General features: G+C 39.5%; 15 protein-coding genes. 3 read left to right on the forward strand and 12 right to left on the reverse strand.

What is annotated here, in order from left to right; genetic code table 11:
* Positions 1-1243 (forward strand): adenosine deaminase (locus H0W64_08275; GenBank protein ID MBA3661707.1); only part of this gene is annotated, 1243 nt, incomplete at its 5' end.
* A gap of 139 nt (positions 1244-1382) precedes the next feature.
* Here the strand turns inward: H0W64_08275 and mmsB are convergent.
* Both mmsB and H0W64_08285 read right to left on the reverse strand, forming a co-directional pair.
* Positions 1383-2279 (reverse strand): 3-hydroxyisobutyrate dehydrogenase, encoded by an 897-nt coding sequence (gene mmsB / locus H0W64_08280; GenBank protein ID MBA3661708.1) that lies wholly within the window; start codon positions 2277-2279, stop codon positions 1383-1385.
* 3 nt (positions 2280-2282) lie between these two features.
* A complete protein-coding gene (locus H0W64_08285; GenBank protein MBA3661709.1) occupies positions 2283-3743 on the reverse strand; it encodes a CoA-acylating methylmalonate-semialdehyde dehydrogenase in 1461 nt (486 codons plus the stop codon).
* A gap of 176 nt (positions 3744-3919) precedes the next feature.
* On the opposite strand from H0W64_08285, the gene H0W64_08290 reads away from it, so the two are divergent.
* Entirely contained in the window at positions 3920-5164 is a 1245-nt protein-coding gene (locus tag H0W64_08290) for a pentapeptide repeat-containing protein (protein ID MBA3661710.1), read from the forward strand.
* 207 nt (positions 5165-5371) lie between these two features.
* Here the strand turns inward: H0W64_08290 and H0W64_08295 are convergent, their stop codons facing one another.
* The 6 genes from H0W64_08295 to H0W64_08320 all read right to left on the reverse strand — a co-directional run bounded on the left by H0W64_08295 (position 5372) and on the right by H0W64_08320 (position 10874).
* A complete protein-coding gene (locus H0W64_08295; protein ID MBA3661711.1) occupies positions 5372-6040 on the reverse strand; it encodes an ABC transporter permease subunit in 669 nt (222 codons plus the stop codon).
* Positions 6033-6698 (reverse strand): ABC transporter permease subunit, encoded by a 666-nt coding sequence (locus tag H0W64_08300; GenBank protein ID MBA3661712.1) that lies wholly within the window; start codon positions 6696-6698, stop codon positions 6033-6035. Before H0W64_08300 ends, H0W64_08295 begins: the two co-directional genes overlap by 8 nt.
* Positions 6699-6708: 10 nt before the next feature.
* Positions 6709-7497 (reverse strand): transporter substrate-binding domain-containing protein, encoded by a 789-nt coding sequence (locus tag H0W64_08305; GenBank protein MBA3661713.1) that lies wholly within the window; start codon positions 7495-7497, stop codon positions 6709-6711.
* Positions 7490-8245: an amino acid ABC transporter ATP-binding protein gene (locus H0W64_08310; protein ID MBA3661714.1), complete on the reverse strand. Its 756-nt coding sequence runs from the start codon at positions 8243-8245 to the stop codon at positions 7490-7492. The genes H0W64_08305 and H0W64_08310 overlap by 8 nt, the downstream gene beginning before the upstream one ends.
* 83 nt (positions 8246-8328) lie before the next feature.
* Positions 8329-9942: an APC family permease gene (locus H0W64_08315; protein ID MBA3661715.1), complete on the reverse strand. Its 1614-nt coding sequence runs from the start codon at positions 9940-9942 to the stop codon at positions 8329-8331.
* A complete protein-coding gene (locus H0W64_08320) occupies positions 9942-10874 on the reverse strand; it encodes a DMT family transporter (protein ID MBA3661716.1) in 933 nt (310 codons plus the stop codon). Before H0W64_08320 ends, H0W64_08315 begins: the two co-directional genes overlap by 1 nt.
* A gap of 397 nt (positions 10875-11271) precedes the next feature.
* Between H0W64_08320 and H0W64_08325 the strand changes: the two genes are divergently transcribed.
* Entirely contained in the window at positions 11272-12651 is a 1380-nt protein-coding gene (locus H0W64_08325) for an MATE family efflux transporter (GenBank protein MBA3661717.1), read from the forward strand.
* 59 nt (positions 12652-12710) lie between these two features.
* On the opposite strand, the gene H0W64_08330 is transcribed toward H0W64_08325, so the two are convergent.
* From H0W64_08330 to H0W64_08345, 4 genes are all read right to left on the reverse strand, one after another.
* Positions 12711-13859, reverse strand: a complete 1149-nt coding sequence (locus tag H0W64_08330; protein ID MBA3661718.1) for a serine hydrolase — start codon at positions 13857-13859, stop codon at positions 12711-12713.
* Between the two features lie 29 nt (positions 13860-13888).
* Positions 13889-14386 carry a GNAT family N-acetyltransferase gene (locus H0W64_08335; protein ID MBA3661719.1) on the reverse strand — a complete coding sequence of 166 codons (498 nt, stop codon included), beginning with the start codon at positions 14384-14386 and terminating at the stop codon, positions 13889-13891.
* Position 14387: 1 nt separating this feature from the next.
* Complete coding sequence (gene acs / locus H0W64_08340) at positions 14388-16328, reverse strand: acetate--CoA ligase (protein ID MBA3661720.1); 1941 nt, start codon at positions 16326-16328, stop codon at positions 14388-14390.
* A 324-nt stretch (positions 16329-16652) separates the two neighbouring features.
* Positions 16653-17291 carry a hypothetical protein gene (locus H0W64_08345; GenBank protein ID MBA3661721.1) on the reverse strand — a complete coding sequence of 213 codons (639 nt, stop codon included), beginning with the start codon at positions 17289-17291 and terminating at the stop codon, positions 16653-16655.
* Positions 17292-17623: the final 332 nt, after the last annotated feature.

Below are 17623 nucleotides of genomic sequence, written 5' to 3' on the forward strand. Positions count from 1 at the left end.
AGCATCCTGCGATAAAGATCATAACTTAAACGCTGCCATTCAAGATTCACAATTTTACGAAGCTATCATTGACGCCTGGTCGATGCGTCATTTTAAAAGAGGAATGGAGACAGGACACGATCACTTTTTTAATAGTTTTAAAAAATTTCATGCCATTACCTCCATTCATCGAGGTGAAGCGCTAGCAGATATTGTTGCCCGTTCTGCTCTACAAAATGAAGTCTACCTCGAATTAATGATTCACACCGATGTTACTTTGACTGCGCAAAAGCTTCTACTAATGGCATGGAACAATGATTTTGAATCGATGTATCAGAAAATTTTAGCTGCTGATATGAGCGATGTCGTGAAACAACTATCACTGAAATTAGATACGCAAGAAACACAAATGCAAGAAATTTTAGCGTGCAACAGTGTACAAGCGCATATCGGATGTAAATTACCCGTGCGTTATATTTACCAAGTCGCGCGAGAAAATACGCCCCTCCTTGTATTTGGACAAATGGTTGCCGGTTTTGAATTCGCTAATCATGATAAACGAGTGGTTGCCATCAATCTGGTACAACCTGAAGATGGCTTAATAGCGATGCGTGACTATCGTTTACATATGGAAATGATTGCATTTTTACGCAAAAAATATCCCAACATTAAATTGACGCTGCATGCAGGGGAATTATCAGAAGCAACAGTTAATCGCGAGGATTTAAAAACGCACATCACAGATGCTGTACGCATTGCAAATGCTGATCGCATTGGTCATGGGGTTGATATTTTATTTGAAGATAATGCAACCAGTCTACTTAAAGAAATGGCCCATAAAAAAGTTTTAGTCGAAGTAAATTTAAGTAGTAATCAATTTATTCTTGATGTCAGTGGTCCCCATCATCCTCTGCTTCATTATTTAAACCATGGTGTGCCTATCGCGCTTTCAACAGATGATGAAGGGATATCTCGCAGTGATTTAACCCAAGAATTCCAACTTGCAACGGTTACTTATGATCTAACCTATCCGATCATTAAAACCATGGTACGAAATAGCCTTACTTATGCGTTTTTACCGGGTGAGAGTCTGTGGCAGGAAGGATTGGTTCATCGTTATCATTCCGCATGTAGTCAAGATGTTCCAGAGACAAAACAACTCTCGCCTCAATGTCAGGCTTTTCTATCACGAAGTGAAAAAGCAACCCTGCAATGGGAATTGGAAAAACGTTTTACGATATTTGAACATAGCTTGCGAGGATAGAATTAGCTAGAAAGTTTATCTTCTTTATCGCGCTTTAAAAAAGTGTGTAAACGTTTTAAGTCCGCAAGCTGGGCTTAATATCGTCCAGCACACCCTGAGGTTAACTTGCTCTGCAAGCTAACCTTTTCCTTTCTGTTGTTCAAACTGTCGGCTTATTGTCAATCAAGTTGATAATGCCTGAAAAATCTTTTTCGCCATTGCCTTGGTTGATATATAACTCATATAATTCGGTTGCAACTGAGCCGAGTGGCGTCATGGCTTCAACGGATTCCGCAGCATATTGACTAAGCTGTAAATCTTTCAACATCATTTTAGCCATAAAGCCTGGTTCATAATGATGGTTGGAAGGAACATTTTCCAAAATGTTGGGGACCGGACAATAACTTGTCATTGCCCAGCATTGGCCAGAGGCGTGTGAAGAAATTTCATAAAACTTTTTTGGCTCAAGTCCTAACTTACTGGCAAGCGTGAAAGCCTCTGACACGCCAATCATGCTAATACCCAATAACAAATTATTACAAATTTTAGCAGCTTGTCCACGGCCACCGGGACCTGCATGGATTACTTTTTTTCCAAGATGTTGTAAGAATGGTTCTGCACGTTTGAAATCTTTCTCATCTCCACCAGCCATAATCGTCAAGGTGGCATTGACAGCGCCTGCTACTCCACCCGAGACAGGTGCATCGAGCATGCTAACTTGGTGTTTAATCGCTTCACGATGGAGTTGCATTGTCGTTAAAATATCAATCGATGAGCAATCAATGTAGAGTACACCAGACTTAGCATTTGGAAAAAGACCGCCTTGCGACAGGCAAATTTCACTCACTTGCTTTCCGGTTTGAACGCTTGTAAAAATGACATCGCAAAGACTAGCCATCTCTTTTAATGAATGGACAGTCCGTGCGCCTTTGGCCACTAAGTCTTCCAAAGCTTGCGCATTGGTATCATAAACATAAAGCGTATAATTCGCTGACAATAAATGCAGCGCCATCGGAGCGCCCATATGTCCTAAACCAATAAATCCTATCGTAGACATTCCCTATTCCTTAGGAAACCATCGTGTGGTAACCGTTTTAAGTTTTGTATAAAAACGCACGCCTTCATCACCATACATACCGATATCAGAAAAAATGGAACGCTTCCATCCACCGAAACTATGATACGCAACTGGCACGGGCACTGGCACATTAATGCCGACCATGCCTACTTGAACTTGATCAGCAAATTGTCGTGCAGTATAGCCATCGCGTGTAAAAATAGCGGTACCATTCCCATATTCATGTTCACTGATTAAATGGATTGCTTCATCAAGATCGGCAACGGTCATAACTGAAAGAACGGGGCCAAAAATTTCTTCCTGATAAATTCGCATTTGCGGAGTGACTTCGTTAAAAACGCTCGCTCCCATAAAAAATCCAGCTTGTTTGGCTAATGATTCTAAATTGCGGCCATCCAGGATGAGTTTAGCCCCTTCACTGATACCGAGATCGATATAATCCATGACGCGTTGATGATGTTCTTTTGTAATTAAAGGGCCAATATCGACATGAGCCTGATTGCCAGGACCATATTGTAATTTGGCAATTAACGGACGCATAACAGATAAGAGTTCATCCGCAGTTTTTTCACCAACTGCCACAATGACTGAGATAGCCATACAACGTTCGCCTGCCGAACCAAATGCTGCTTCAACTATCATTTTTGCAGCTTCAGCAAAATCTGCATCAGGCATGATGACACAATGATTTTTGGCGCCACCAAAAGCTTGCACGCGTTTGTGTGCCGCAGTTGCCATTTGATAAACTTGTTCGGCCACTGGAGTAGAACCCACGAAACTTACCGCCTTAATATCACGATGTTGCACTAAAGCCGTAACCGTTTCTCGATTCCCCTGTAAAACATTAACCACGCCATTCGGTAATTCTGCTTCTTTAGCAAGTTCGATTAATTTGATTGAACAAGAAGGATCTTTCTCGGATGGTTTCAAAATAAAAGTATTGCCACATGCAATGCTTAAGGGAAACATCCATAAGGGAATCATGGCTGGAAAATTAAAAGGTGTAATGCCAACACATACTCCTAATGGTTGTCTTAGACCATAGCAATCGACACCTGTTGCAACTTCTTCCGCAAAATCTCCTTTTAAATGACTGGAAATACCACAGGCAAAATCCAGCACATCAATACCCCGTTGAATAGAACCATGCGCTTCAACAAGCGTCTTACCATGTTCCTGAGTTACGAGTGTCGCAAGTTCATTTCGATGTTGATCGAGAAGCGCTTTATAACGAAATAGAAATTTAGCACGAAAGGCGGGGGATGTTTTAGACCAAGTTTGGAACGCAACCTTAGCTGATTCCACAGCCTGATTGACTAAATTGATATCCGCCACATCTAACTCACCGGCAATTTCGCTCGTGGCTGGATTAAAAATCTGAAGTTTTTCGCCTGATCCATAGATAAAACTTCCGTCTATAAAATGGGGAACTTTGTAAACCATTTTATTGTGCCTCCCTGGTTTTTAGGGGGTTCATGATAGCGCAAGTTATCACGATGATGAAGCAATCTTTCCGTTAACTATCTTGAAATAGCTTGGATTTGTTAAGATTACCTTAAGGTAGGGCCTATACCATTTGCAGGGTCTCAAATGGAAAGGTTTTAATAAGGAAAATACAAATGGCTATCAATGCAACACCAAAGATCGTAGATGATGTTCTCGCCCCAACCCCCACAAAGAATGTTAATGATACATTAACAAATCCAATCCACGCTAATGTGCCCGTCAACCCGGTAACTGTTAATAATAATCGCTCCCTTCCGCACAACAGAGCACCGCAAACTATATTTGAGTGGATATTACAAGTTCGTGACCCAATTCAAGTTCATGATTATTTAAAGCAATTGAGAAAAGAAAATTATGCGAGCAAATTTAAACATACTGGGCCGCTCGGCACAGTTTTGCATGCTTTAACTACAAATAAAATTCAAGATGTTAATCTTAGAGAGTTAAATGCAGCCAAAGAAAACCTGGAAGCTTTAAATGCAATCCCAGCTGATGCCATCATTCAAATGATCATCCTGGCCATTACATTAATTATTAAGATTCTTGAAGCATCTTCGATGTGCAAGAAAAAAACCGAAAGAGATCAAGCGAAGGCTGAATTCATTAACTTAGTTAAAAGTATGCCTTTAATGAATTATGACAATGTATTTATCAATTTGCCCCATATGCGACTGGATAATGCAGATTTAAGTATTAAGTTAATTGATAATAATACTTGCGGTCCAAATTTAGAGTATGCGAACTTGGAAGGCGCGAGGTTAACGAAAGTAACTCTCTGTCAAGCTAACCTTAACAAGGCAAACTTACGTGGCAGCCAGTGGATAGACTCTAATTTACTCTATGCTAATACTCAAAATGCAGATATTCGTTGGGCTGACTTAAGTACGTCACAAATTAGCACACCACCCATCGGTAGCATTGCTCTTAAAACATTTTTAATGACAACATATCCAGCTCAAGTTGGCGTGCCACTCCCAAATGTTGCTCAACTTAAAGCAGCGCTTTCTTTTATTGAAGCCGATTTGACCGCTGAAAGATTATTAGGTAAAACAAACGGTTGGAATGGAAGTGCTGTAGAACATAACCATCATGCCAGAGTAACGAATAATCTTCTTCGCCTCACCAAATACCATCCGGAAGCTCGAAAAGAATTATTACTTGAAGCGGCACAACATCCTTACTTTACGCAGGAAAAAAGTGCACAAGCTATGCAAGTGGTTAACAAATGTCTTGTGGATGTAAATAAATTATTTCATCACCATCAAGGACAAACATTGGTTACAGGTTCAAGCCATCAGCGTAAGTTAATAAATGAAGCTTATCGTGAGCAACCAAGGTTAGCGCTTAAAACGTTATAAAGTTACTTCTCCGAACAGCAAGTCTTAATCGGCTTGCTGTTTTTTTTAGGTAACCTTAATTTTCATATGAAATGGTATACATACAGGATCTTTAATTTTTAATAGCGTTGCACCATCTAAATCTCGGTTCCTTGAAAAACAATAACGAAAGAGGATGATAATAATTATATTGTATTTAACAAATATTCCCCCAAGAGAATTACATCGTCAAAAATAAAAATTACGTTTCCGAAAATATTGATACAAACCCATCACAAAAAAGTTTACGACTAAATACAGTAAGCCGGCTACCATATACCATTCTATGGCTTGATAACTTTCTGTTATCAATTGTTGTGTTACACCCATGATATCAAGAATCGTTATCGTGCTTGCAAGAGAGGTATTTTTGACAATCATAATGACTTCATTCGAATAGGCGGGTGCCACAACCTGTAAAGCGCGTGGCAATACTATTGTTTTGAATGCTTGCCATTTAGTGAAACCTAAAGCGTATGCTGCGGTCACTTCATTTTTAGGTAATGAACGAATGGCACCTAAAAATAAAACAGTCGAATAACAAGCGGTATTTAGTGTCAGTGCGATGATTGCACAAGCAAAAGGATACTGAAGCACTGACCAGAGTAAGGAGTTTCGGACCCATTCAAACTGCGCCACACCAAAATAAAGTAGAAAAATTTGAACTAAAAGTGGCGTACCACAAATAAACCAAATCATTAAATCAATCAACTTACGAAACAGAGGCGGTCCGAGCTCTTTACCTATCGTAAAAATTAGCGTCAAGATCATTCCCAATATCATCGAGCCTAATGTAAGCAATAAAGTAATGCCGATGCCTTGCAAGATTTTAGGAAGATATTGCCAATATTCAATCATGACGTTGACCTTGCGACAAATGCTTGCCGTAAAGGGAAAACATAGTCTGTGAAATCGTGGTAATTAGAAGATAGATGCAAGCTGCAATGAAATAAAAAGTAAAAGGGTCTTGCGTGCTTGCCGCTGCCATTCTTGCTTGATTCATTAAATCAGACAAACCGATTAAAGTAACAATAGCGGTATCTTTGATTAAAACTAACCATAAATTTCCTAAGCCTGGCAGCGCATGGCGAAAAGCTTGGGGAATTTTAATTTTTAAAAAAACTTGTGCAGTTGTAAAACCAAAAGCCTGCGCTGCATGAAGCTGTCCTTCATGAATACTGAGAAAAGCACTTCTAAATACTTGCGATGCATAGGCACTAAAAATTAAACTAAGCGTTGAACAGCCGGCAATAAATGGACTGATATTAATATAGCCCTGTGATATTTCACTCAGTCCCGTCGTTAAGCCAAAATAGATAAAGAATAAAATTAAAATTTCAGGTAAAGCTCGCAAGATAAAAATAAAAAAACTAGTCAATCTGCGTAAAAATCGATTAGATGACGCTTCTAAAAAAGCAGCAAAAAGACCTAACAATGAGCCAATTACAAAGGCTGATAATGCTAACTGCAAAGTTAGCACCGTTCCCAAAAGCATTTGCCATAGATAACCATTCATTACATGATGCTCATTGAGATTTTATGGGTTTACCGAAATACTTTTTATATAAAGTATCATAAGTACCATTGGCTTTAATTATTTCTAATCCACTATTTAATTCTGATAATAGAGCGTTTTGATTCTTTGCCACAGCAATTGCAAATCCTTCACCGAAATATTTCGCATTGCTAATGGATTCGATAAGAGAAAAAGAAGCATGTTTAACTGATAACAACCATTGATTAGCAATGGCAGTATCTGCAAGTACAAGATCAAGACGACCGACTGATAAATCTAAAAAAGCATCTTGAACGCTTATGTAAGTGCGAATGGTAGCCTTGTCTTGGTAAACCTTACGTAGATACTGCGCGAACGTCGTACCCTCTTGCACACCTATTTTAAAAGGAATGCCTTGCGTTTGTTTTTCTTCATATTGAGACAGACGACCTACAAAGCTTCCGGTGGGAATATAATAACTTTGTGTGAAAGCTACTTGCTTAGCACGCTCAGGAGTCACCCCAATTGCTGCAATAAGTGCATCAAATTTTCCCATTATTAAGCTGGGTAACAAACTATTAAAAGCTTGATTAGCAAAAGTACATTCTGCTTTGATGGCATTACAAATCGCTTTGGCAATATCAATATCAAAACCTTGAAGTTTGCCTTGTTGATCAATGAATTCAAAAGGGGGATAAGATCCTTCGGTTGCAAAACGGATGACTTGTTGCGGCGCTGCACTTAATGTATTACAAAAAAAAACGATCCCAAGAAGGAGAAGTTTTATGATCAGCGTCAAATGAAGGGTTAGTCTATTCATAACGCGGATTCATTGCTTGAAGAAAACGTTGAAACCGCACTGTAGCTGGCTTTGCAAATACTTCAGTCGATAAGCCCTGCTCAATAATACGACCTTCATCCAGAAAAATAACGCGATTTGAAACTTGCCTTGCAAAATTTAATTCATGGGTTGCAACCAACATCGTCATGCCTGATTGGGCCAATTGTTGCATCACTAACAAAACTTCTGAAACCATTTCAGGGTCTAATGCTGAAGTAGGCTCATCAAATAACATAATATCCGGCTTCATCATTAGGGCTCGCGCAATCGCTACACGCTGTTGTTGCCCCCCAGATAACTCACTGGGGTAGGCGTATAATTTTTCGGATAATCCCATCCGAGCGAGTAATTTTTCGGCTTCGACCTTAGCTTCAGCTTTACTTTGTTTTAAAACCAGTACAGGGGCGGCAATTAAGTTTTCCAAGACATTCATATGGACCCATAAATTAAATTGCTGAAAGACCATACCTATTTTTTTTCTAAGCGCGATTACTTCATCGGCTGATTGCTCGAAATTGCCCTGTTCGAAATTGAGAATGTGATGACCAAATTTTAACGTTCCTTGATCGGGTAAATTAAGCAGATTTAAACATCTTAAAAGTGTACTTTTACCTGAACCGCTGCTACCAAGTAAGGCCAGCACATCGCCTTTATTAGCAGTAAGATCAATGCCTTGCAAAACCTTTTGCTGCTTAAATGATTTATGTAGGTTACTTACTTGCAACATCATATTCAAACGACTCGTTTTGTATAATTATACATATTTATGTATATTTAAACATAAAACCAGCCTTTTGAAAAGGTCTTTAGCTAACGTGGTAAATCGACTTGTACTGATAAAAGCGGAATTTCTTCTTCCAGTTGGCAACGCGCAAGAATCTGGCTTGTAATCGGTGCACGATTCTTTATAGCGAGGTATAAAATAATCAGGCTAAAAATACCGATGATTAAAAAATCCCAGCCAAACGGAATGACGTTTTTACCGCCAAAAGCACCTAAATACGAAATGAGAACCAACCCCGATAAATAAGGTCCCACCCAAAGTGATGATCGCAAACCTAAATTCGGTGTAGTAATACGGCCCCGTAAACTTGCGATGATAAAGAAAAGAATGCCTATACCCAAGGCGATAGATAATTTGTAAATGGTGTCCCATCCTGTCCAATAGCTCAACAAATTACAAAAATAAAAAGCGAGTGGGCAAATTAGGGTTGCGAAAGGCAGACGAAATGCTCTTTTTTTATGAGGCAATTCAAGACGCATGCATAAAAGTGCGATGGGCCCCATGGCATATGAAAGCACCATGCCCGAAACTAAAAAACTCACCATAGCTTGCCAACCCGGTAGGGGTAAAAACAAAAACATGCCAAGGACAAAATTCAATAAAATTGCAGCGACCGGAAATTTTTGTTTATTGAGATAGGAAAGCCATTTAGGTAAATAACCAATCTGGCTCATCGCATATAAAATACGCGCCGTTGATGTAACATAAATAAGTCCAGCGCCAGCGGGTGAAACCGTGGCATCAATATAGAGTAACTTGACGAGCCAGGCTAAACCTAAACCTGCGGCAAGTCCCGCGAAGGGCCCAACATCGCCAATAAAGGATAAATTTTGCCATCCGGAACTTAAACTAGAGGGTGCGATCGCACCAATGAACGCAACTTGTAGCCCAATATAAAGTAGTAAGCAACAAAGCACCGAACCGACAATAGCAAGGGGTATAGCCACAGCTTGACGTTTCGTTTCCCCAGCAAGTTCTACACCGTGCTTAAATCCAGTAAAGGCAAAAGCAACGCCTCCCGTTGCAACGGCAGTTAAAATAGCTTGCCAACCCGTCTTAGAGAAAACAGCCGTGCTAAGTCCGACAAAATTTTGCGTATAAAATTGCGTTTTAATGAGTGTGCCAATGACTAGCAAGATCACAATAACTTTAAAAGTGAATAAGAGAAAATTAAACCGGATCAGACCTTTATAACTCGCAATATTAATAATACAAAAAATAATCATTAAGAAGGCAGCCCACCCTAATCCGATCTGGGTGAGGACAGGTGCGCCATTTTCAAAATGCATGAGTGAAGTAAAGTAAGTTGACGCATATTGTAAAATCGCTTGTACTTCAATGGGGGCCATAGTTAATGCAGAGAGCCAAGCAATCCAGCTGACGATAAAACTCGTCAATGTACCATGACTTAATTGGGGAATTTGTGCGCTGCCCCCTGCGACTGGAAATAAGACTGAAAGCTCAGCAAAAGTTAATGCAATCAGTGCCGTTCCTAAACCACCAACAAGCCAAGCGATGAGCGCCCCTGCGCCTGCTATTTTAGCAGCATATAGCGGTGCAAAAAGCCACGCAGAACCGACCATGCCATTGATACTGATCATCAATAAGCTTAATGGCGTAAAACGGCGATTTAAACTCATTATTTATTTTCCTCTACCAATTCTGTAATCATGACCCTATCGAAGTGAATAAGCATTGCACCCAATAATATAACTAATATACCGATCATTTGAGTTAACGATATCGATTCATGAAGCAAAAGGAAACCTAAGATAAGGGTCACAATAGGTTCAAATACAGATAAAATACCTGCTTTCAGAGGTGATAGCCATTTCAGCCCTTCTAATAATAATTGCATTGGAATTGCAGTTCCGACAATTCCAATAGCGAAAATATTAAACCAGGTAGACAGCGTTTGAGGAAATTGAAAAGAGTGGGTCAACATCGCAACGACAAAAAATAAAATGACATTCCCTAGACAGATAAAAAAAGTTTGCCATTTAGCATCCATCAATTGCACGGTATATTTTCCCATAAACACGTAAATGGCATAGCTTAGTGCCGCTATTAACGCCAAGATGATACCTAACAATTTAAACACACCTTGCTGAGGATGCTCTAATAAGAGTAACCCAACAGTTACTGCAACAAGTGCACTAAAAGCATAGCGATTAAAACGCCAACTGCTAAAACAAAAAGCAAACAGTGCAATAAAAATGGGATAGAAGAAAAATATAACCATTGCAACACCGGTGCCCACTTCTTCGCTTGCTAAAAAATAAAAAGCACTGGAACCACTATAGGCAATAATGGCTAACATAAACGTTATGATCACAGAACTGAGTGGTTTCGTGGTGAGCCTTATGGTGTTGTTTTTGGAGAGACTTAGAAAAAGCAGAATCCATATTGAGGCAAGGCTAAAACGCCAAAACAACATCGTCTGGACGCTCATGCCAGTCCGCATGATTTCGGTGCCAAAATAACCAATCCCACCGTAAGTGATAGCCGACAATGTGACTAAACAAGTACCTTTAAGTGTGGTTGCGTTCACTCTTGAAAAATGCTGCATCATTTCTTTTCACATCACCTTAAGTTGAAGCATTGAGCATATTAAAATCAGCATTAAACTTTTTTATTTTTAGGACAATACGCTACTGCACAAGATTTTAAACTAAAATATATAATTGGTGAAAAGATTTCAAATCTTCCCCTGAAAATTGATTTACCTTCGTCCTGCTCCCTAAAAGTTTGAATTTGGTGATAAAGGGTCTTAACAAGAAAACAATTTTATTGAATTGAAGAACATAAATCGTTTAAGTTAGGTTAAGAGCTACTTGTCATCTTAATGAATCACAGTATAATGTTAAGATTAACCGAGGCACCCTCCGATGAACTCAACAGCATTTATTCGCTAACTAATCTCCAAACCAGTTTGTCTTAAGTTTTTCAAATTTTGCGAGTTACCTGATATGTCTCACACTAATCCACCACACTCTATTAAGGGTGAAATTAAAAATACGTTATCGCTTAGCATCCCGCTTGTTTCTTCCCAGCTTATTTATGCAAGTAGTGGTTTTATTGGGACTGCAATGATTGCGCGCTTAGGGGAAGATGCACTTGCTGCTAGTGTTTTAGTGTCCACGATTTGGATGAGTCTATCGGTTTTATTTTTTGGTCTTTTAAATTCAGTCAGCGTACTCGTTTCTCATAACTATGGTGCAAAAAATGATAAAGCCATTAGTGAAATCATGGGACAATCGTTTATTTTAGGCGTAATCGTCACGATTCTTATTGTCACTTTATTATTAAGTACTGGCGTTTTATTACGCTTAACAATTAAATCGCCCGCTGTATTAGAACTTGCTGTTCAATACATGCATTCGCTTATCTGGACAACGCCTGGTCTCATTCTTTTAATTATTTACGAGCAATTTTTAGCAGGTATTAACCGAGCCAAAATGGTTTTGCGCATCAGTTTATTAGTTGTGCCCGTTGAAATTCCAATTATTTATGTGCTCATCTTTGGGGTAGGCGGACTACCTAAGTTCGGAGTTGCAGGAATTGGTTATGGCTTCGCCATTACTTATACGCTAACCGCCATTGCCTTAACATGGTTCTTTTTAAATTCTAAGTTTTACGGCCGGTTTAATCTCTTTAAACATTTAAAAACAATTAATTGGCACTACCTTAAAGAATTAGTACGTATTGGCCTTCCAATGGGCTGTATGCATGTGATCGAAGTAAGCACTTTCACGATTGCCTCTTTTTGGATTGCTGAATTTGGTACAACTTTGCTTGCAGCACATCAAATTGTAATGCAGTACCTGGGATTTGTGATCACCCTCATTTTCGCAATGTCTCAAGCCGTGACGATACGGGTCGGTCATGCTGTCGGTCAGTTTGATTTATTAGGTATTCGTTATGCAACTTATGTAGGGATGATGCTCAATTTTCTTTGCATGATCGTAATAGGGATTGCTTTTTATGTCATCCCTGACTTCTTCCTCAGCCTCGATATCAAAACAGATAGCCCTGCTAATTACGACTTGATGCGCGATGCCTCCATGCTTTTAACGATCAGTGGCGTTTTAATGATATTTGATAATTTTAGAATTATTGGTTTTGGCGCATTACGTGGATTGAAAGATACGCAATTTCCAATGTATGTTTCACTCTTTTCATTCTGGGCGGTTGGACTGACTGCTGCGTATCTTCTTGGCTTTACTTTTAATTACCAAGGCGCCGGCATTTGGTGGGGTTTAACTTTCGGCATTGCTGTCGGCTCTCTTATCGTATTTTTACGATTGCAATGGGTGTTAAAACGTATTGACTTAAAGAAAATTTTATAAAATAGGTAATTTTTAAACTGAGCGGTGGACTTCCAAACAATCCACCGCTTATAAGTCAGTTAAACTTTTACATCTTGTTTCTTGGCTAACTGAAATAAAATATCACGTCCTAAATTTACAATATCCTGATTACCCACATACTTATTCGTTAAAATGACAATTCCAGATTGTTTGTTGGGGAGAACTGCTATGTAGGCTCGAAATCCTTGTGTTGCACCGGTTTTATCAATTAGAGCGTTGCCATCAAAATAGGGTCTTGTTTCAATTTCGGCAACTTTTTGCGGTGCGAGGATATTAAAATTTTTATCTGTTAAGACTTTATCGTGTTTGGTCAGCGGATGAATTTGCCATCCTAATCCTTGCGCCCAAGAAGGAAGTTTCACATAAACTGATTGAGTCATCCGCATTGGATAAAGAATACGCGTTGGCGTATTGGGTAATCCAATACTTGCGCCTAAGAAACGCTGCATGTCAGCTGGTGAAAGCTTAACATTTGCAGCTTGAAATAAGCCCGCTTCAGTTGCTTTGGCAGGGCGGTTATTTTTATCATACCCTTGTGCAAATTGAGCTTTTAAACGATTGGAAAGTCGTAAGGGAACATCATGCATACCAAGAGGATTTAAAATATGGTTACGATAAAGTTGGTTAAAATCCTTTTGGGTTTGATTTTCTAAGGCAAGACTTAGCATGCCTACCCCAAAGTTTGAATATTGCCACTGTTTATTCGTATTTAATGCAGTCCCTTTTTCGTTTAAATATTTATCAAGCTCTGCACGGTTAGTGATCGATTTTGGCACATCGATTGGAAAACCTGAAGTGTGCGTGGCCAACATCCCGAGCGTTATATGATCCATAGATAGTGGTAATTCAGGCAAAACTTGTTTCAAAGGCGTATCAAGTTGCACTTTTGCAAAATCGACCTCTTGTGCAAGCAACAAACTTGTCATTAACTTTGCAATAGATCCAACCTCAAAAATAGTATGCGCAGAAACGGGGATTTTTTTCTCTCGATTAGCATAACCAAAATAATACGAACTGGGTTCACCGCCACGATAAACTTCCACGGCGACACCAGGAATATGATGTTTTTCCATAAAAGCATTGACTGCTGTCGTTATAAGATTGTCTTGGTCTTTAGCAGCATGCGCCATCATGCTGATGATCAATAAACTTAACGTGACGACAACTTTAGGTGCAAAATATTTCATAGTGATCCTCTTTTTCATCTGAATGGACTTTAAAGATCTGTGACCATGACCGTCACAGGATGATCATCATACTCATCATGCGCAATCGTTTGAAATCCTAATTTTTCATACCAAAAAGGAAGGGTTTGATCAAAAGCAAATAAATGTAAGTTAGAATAACTTAAAAATTTCGCCTGCTGTTTAATTAAAACAACTAAAGCTTCCCCAACCTTTTTTTTTCGATAACGTGGATCGACAATTAAACTGCCTAACCAAGGAGTTAAATCCTCGCGAATCCCATCATTTTCCCGCAAAGAAGCCATGCCAATGACTTCAGCTTTATGAAGGGCTACCCATGTTAGAGGTAATGTTTCTCGATTTAAATGTTGCAGGAAAGTTTTTCTGGCACGCTCAATATTAGGATTGGCGATCCAAGGCTTTCCGATTTCGTTGTACCAAAGCTCACATAATCTTTCCATATGCTTGGGACAATCTATCAATAACTTAGTTTCATAATCAAAATGATTTGAATGAGTCGGCGCCAACATCTTAATCCTTTTTAATATAAGAACATCGTTCAGTAATTAATTTATCAACAACGGTTGCATCAGCCAAGGTTGACAAATCACCTAAATCATCCGTTTCTTGGTTGGCAATCTTACGCAACAATCTTCGCATTATTTTACCCGAACGCGTTTTTGGCAGCATTTCAACCCATTGAATACATTGCGGCACAGCGATCGCACCAATTTTTGCTCTTATCAATTTGATGAGTTCTTCTCGTAATTGCAGAGAAGGTTGCACTCCTAATTTCAACGTAACAAAAGCATAAATCACTTGTCCTTTAATGGCGTCTGTCAGACCCACAACGGCCGCCTCCGCAATTGAAGGATGACTCACCAATGCATTTTCCACTTCTTGCGTACCAATTCGATGACCTGAAACTTTAATAACATCATCGCTTCGTCCTGAAATCCAAAAATAGCCATCTTGATCTCGATAAGCTTGATCACCTGTAAAATAGCTACCCGGGAAATCGCTAAAATAATTTTGAAAGCGTGCGTGATCGCCGTTAACCGTTAACATCATACTTGGCCAAGATTGAGTTATAACTAGCTTTCCCATTTCATTTGGAGCAGTTATTGCGCCTTGATCATTAACTACTTCTGGCACAATTCCAAAGAAAGGCCAAGATGCAGAGCCTGGCTTAAGCGGCGTCACACCGGGTAAAGGTGCAATCATGATCCCACCTGTTTCGGTTTGCCACCACGTATCAACAATAGGGCAACGGTGTTCGCCAACCACACGATAATACCATTCCCAAGCTTCTGGATTAATTAATTCTCCTACTGTGCCCAACAATCGCAAAGAATGGCGTTTACTCTTTTGGACCCACTGATCACCTTCTCTTCTGAGTGCTCGAATCGCAGTAGGTGCCGTATAGAAAATATTTACTTTATACTTATCTACAATCTCCCAGTAACGTGCCGGGGTGGGATACTGAGGTACCCCTTCAAAAATAATTGTAGTTGCTCCATTCAAAAGGGGTCCGTAAACGCAATAAGAATGACCTGTGATCCAACCAACATCTGCAGTACACCAAAATATTTCAGGATGTCGATAGTCAAAGACATACTTAAATGTCATTGCAGTATAAACAAGATAACCCCCGGTGCCATGCAGAATTCCTTTCGGGGTGCCAGTGGAACCTGAAGTGTATAAAATAAAGAGTGGATCTTGCGCATCCATTATTTCTGGCGGACATTCAGCTGTGACTTTAGTTACTTCATCATGATACCAATAATCTCGTTTTGCCTCCCAAACAACCGCATCATCGCTGCGTTTCACGACCAAAACATGATTAACCTTAGGGCATTCTAAGAGGGCCATATCAACATTTTGTTTAAGTGGAATTACTTTTTTTTGACGAAAACCAACATTAGCGGTGATAACAAGACGACAATCAGCATCCAAAATACGTGTCTTAAGACTCTCGGCCGAAAATCCTGCAAAGACGACAGAATGGACCGCACCTATACGAGCACAAGCGAGCATGGCAATAACACTTTCTACAATCATCGGTAAATAAATACAAACACGCTCACCGCGTTTAATACCAAAACGTTTTAAAACATTACTCATTCTACAAACGCGTTCATACAATTCAGCGTAGGTTAACGTGTCTGATTGATTAGGATCATCCCCTTCCCAAATAATTGCAATTTGATTTTTACGCGTGGCGAGGTGACGATCCAGACAATTATAGGCTGCATTAAGTTGTGCTCCCTCAAACCATTTCGTTTTAAATTGTTCGGGGGGGCTAGAACAAACACGTTGCCACGGTGAATACCAATCTAATGCTTCGAGCGCTCGCGTTCCCCAAAATTGTTCAGGCTGATTAATCGATTGCCGGTACCACGTCTGATATTGTTCTATTGATAAGTGAGAATGCTGCATGGCTGCATCCATCACAGAATAAGTTTGATCCATCTTGTATTTCCTTAAATTGGCGTAACGCCTACCTGATCACCCATTAAATTTCTTTCGAGAAAAACTGTATTTTAGAGCTGAATGTAGAAAAATTCTCGTTAAAACTGAATTTTTTGAAACGAATAATACTCGATAAAATGATTATTATTAACTTAGTTAATAGCAATTCAGTCAGGGCAAGAATTCAAATCTTCTAAATATAATTTTCTAGGGAAGAGAAGGAATAGAAAAATTGTAGGATAGTTAGTTACTTATAAGCTTGTGACGCTTATAAAATAAAAAAGCGGTTGGTTTGCAACCGCTTAATGAAAACAATAAGTAATATTATTTTGTTACTTTAGGAGCTACTGTAATCACGGTCCCCGTTTTGATTTTTGTCCCAGCTTTTGAAGGTAACGTTGTAACAGGGGCTGGTACAGCTTGTACATTCCTAGCTGAAGTGGGCATGCCGGTCGGATTAGTAGTAGTAGCAGGTGTTATCGTGCCAGCCGGGGTAACATCGGTTGCAATTCCTATGGTGCCTCCACTAGTAGTTTGGGTATTAACAGGAATGGAACCCGTCCCTGACGTAGTCGAATTAATACCTATCCCGCCTGCCGTAGGTTGGGAGGAAATACCTATCGTGCCTGTCGATGCAGGTGTTGTGGAGTTAACATTTATACCACCGGTCGAACCAGTAGGTTGGGAGGAAATTCCTATCGTACCAGTTGATGCAGGTGTTGTGGAGTTAACATTTATACCACCGGTCGAACCAGTAGGTTGCGAAGAAATTCCTATCGTACCAGTTGATGCAGGTGTAGAAGAGTTAATGACCATGGTGCCATTAGTTGGCGTTGCGCTTGAGGTTGTTTGGGTACTAACCGTAAGCCCACCATCGCCGGTCGCCACCGCTGCATAGACTTGTCCTATACTCGTTACTAAAAAAGTCGCAAATAAAATTTTAATGAAATGTTTTGACGTCATATTACTAAGCCTCCAGATTTAAGGTTAAAACGGTCAACTTTCATTAACCGTACTCACATTGCTTACAACAAACTCCGTGAAACACACCCCTATAAAAGCGGGCTCCAGATTCACTTTTTTACTCAAGGACAATTTAGTTGTTAACAAACTTAACCATAAAAACTAAAGGGTCTAATTTATTTTCTCAAACTTAAAGTTTTCTTATACTTCTATTATAGCCAAGTTTTCTGAATTGCAACAAAATTTATACAATTTATTTGTAGAACCAAAAGATTACAACGCATAGTTAAAATGCTTATTAATCAATAGATTAGTCTTATGTGACTGGATGT

The organism is Gammaproteobacteria bacterium, from assembly GCA_013816845.1.
Lineage (GTDB): Bacteria > Pseudomonadota > Gammaproteobacteria > DSM-16500 > DSM-16500 > Aquicella.

Coding starts and splice junctions, on each gene's coding strand:
- H0W64_08335 (MBA3661719.1), bottom strand. CDS start 14,386: ATGTTGGCGCCGACTCATTCAAATCATTTTGATTATGAAACTAAGTTA.
- H0W64_08310 (MBA3661714.1), bottom strand. CDS start 8,245: ATGTTGCAAGTAAGTAACCTACATAAATCATTTAAGCAGCAAAAGGTT.
- acs (MBA3661720.1), bottom strand. CDS start 16,328: ATGGATCAAACTTATTCTGTGATGGATGCAGCCATGCAGCATTCTCAC.
- mmsB (MBA3661708.1), bottom strand. CDS start 2,279: ATGTCTACGATAGGATTTATTGGTTTAGGACATATGGGCGCTCCGATG.
- H0W64_08325 (MBA3661717.1), top strand. CDS start 11,272: ATGTCTCACACTAATCCACCACACTCTATTAAGGGTGAAATTAAAAAT.
- H0W64_08285 (MBA3661709.1), bottom strand. CDS start 3,743: ATGGTTTACAAAGTTCCCCATTTTATAGACGGAAGTTTTATCTATGGA.
- H0W64_08320 (MBA3661716.1), bottom strand. CDS start 10,874: ATGATGCAGCATTTTTCAAGAGTGAACGCAACCACACTTAAAGGTACT.
- H0W64_08300 (MBA3661712.1), bottom strand. CDS start 6,698: ATGAATGGTTATCTATGGCAAATGCTTTTGGGAACGGTGCTAACTTTG.
- H0W64_08305 (MBA3661713.1), bottom strand. CDS start 7,497: ATGAATAGACTAACCCTTCATTTGACGCTGATCATAAAACTTCTCCTT.
- H0W64_08290 (MBA3661710.1), top strand. CDS start 3,920: ATGGCTATCAATGCAACACCAAAGATCGTAGATGATGTTCTCGCCCCA.
- H0W64_08330 (MBA3661718.1), bottom strand. CDS start 13,859: ATGAAATATTTTGCACCTAAAGTTGTCGTCACGTTAAGTTTATTGATC.
- H0W64_08315 (MBA3661715.1), bottom strand. CDS start 9,942: ATGAGTTTAAATCGCCGTTTTACGCCATTAAGCTTATTGATGATCAGT.
- H0W64_08345 (MBA3661721.1), bottom strand. CDS start 17,291: ATGACGTCAAAACATTTCATTAAAATTTTATTTGCGACTTTTTTAGTA.
- H0W64_08295 (MBA3661711.1), bottom strand. CDS start 6,040: ATGATTGAATATTGGCAATATCTTCCTAAAATCTTGCAAGGCATCGGC.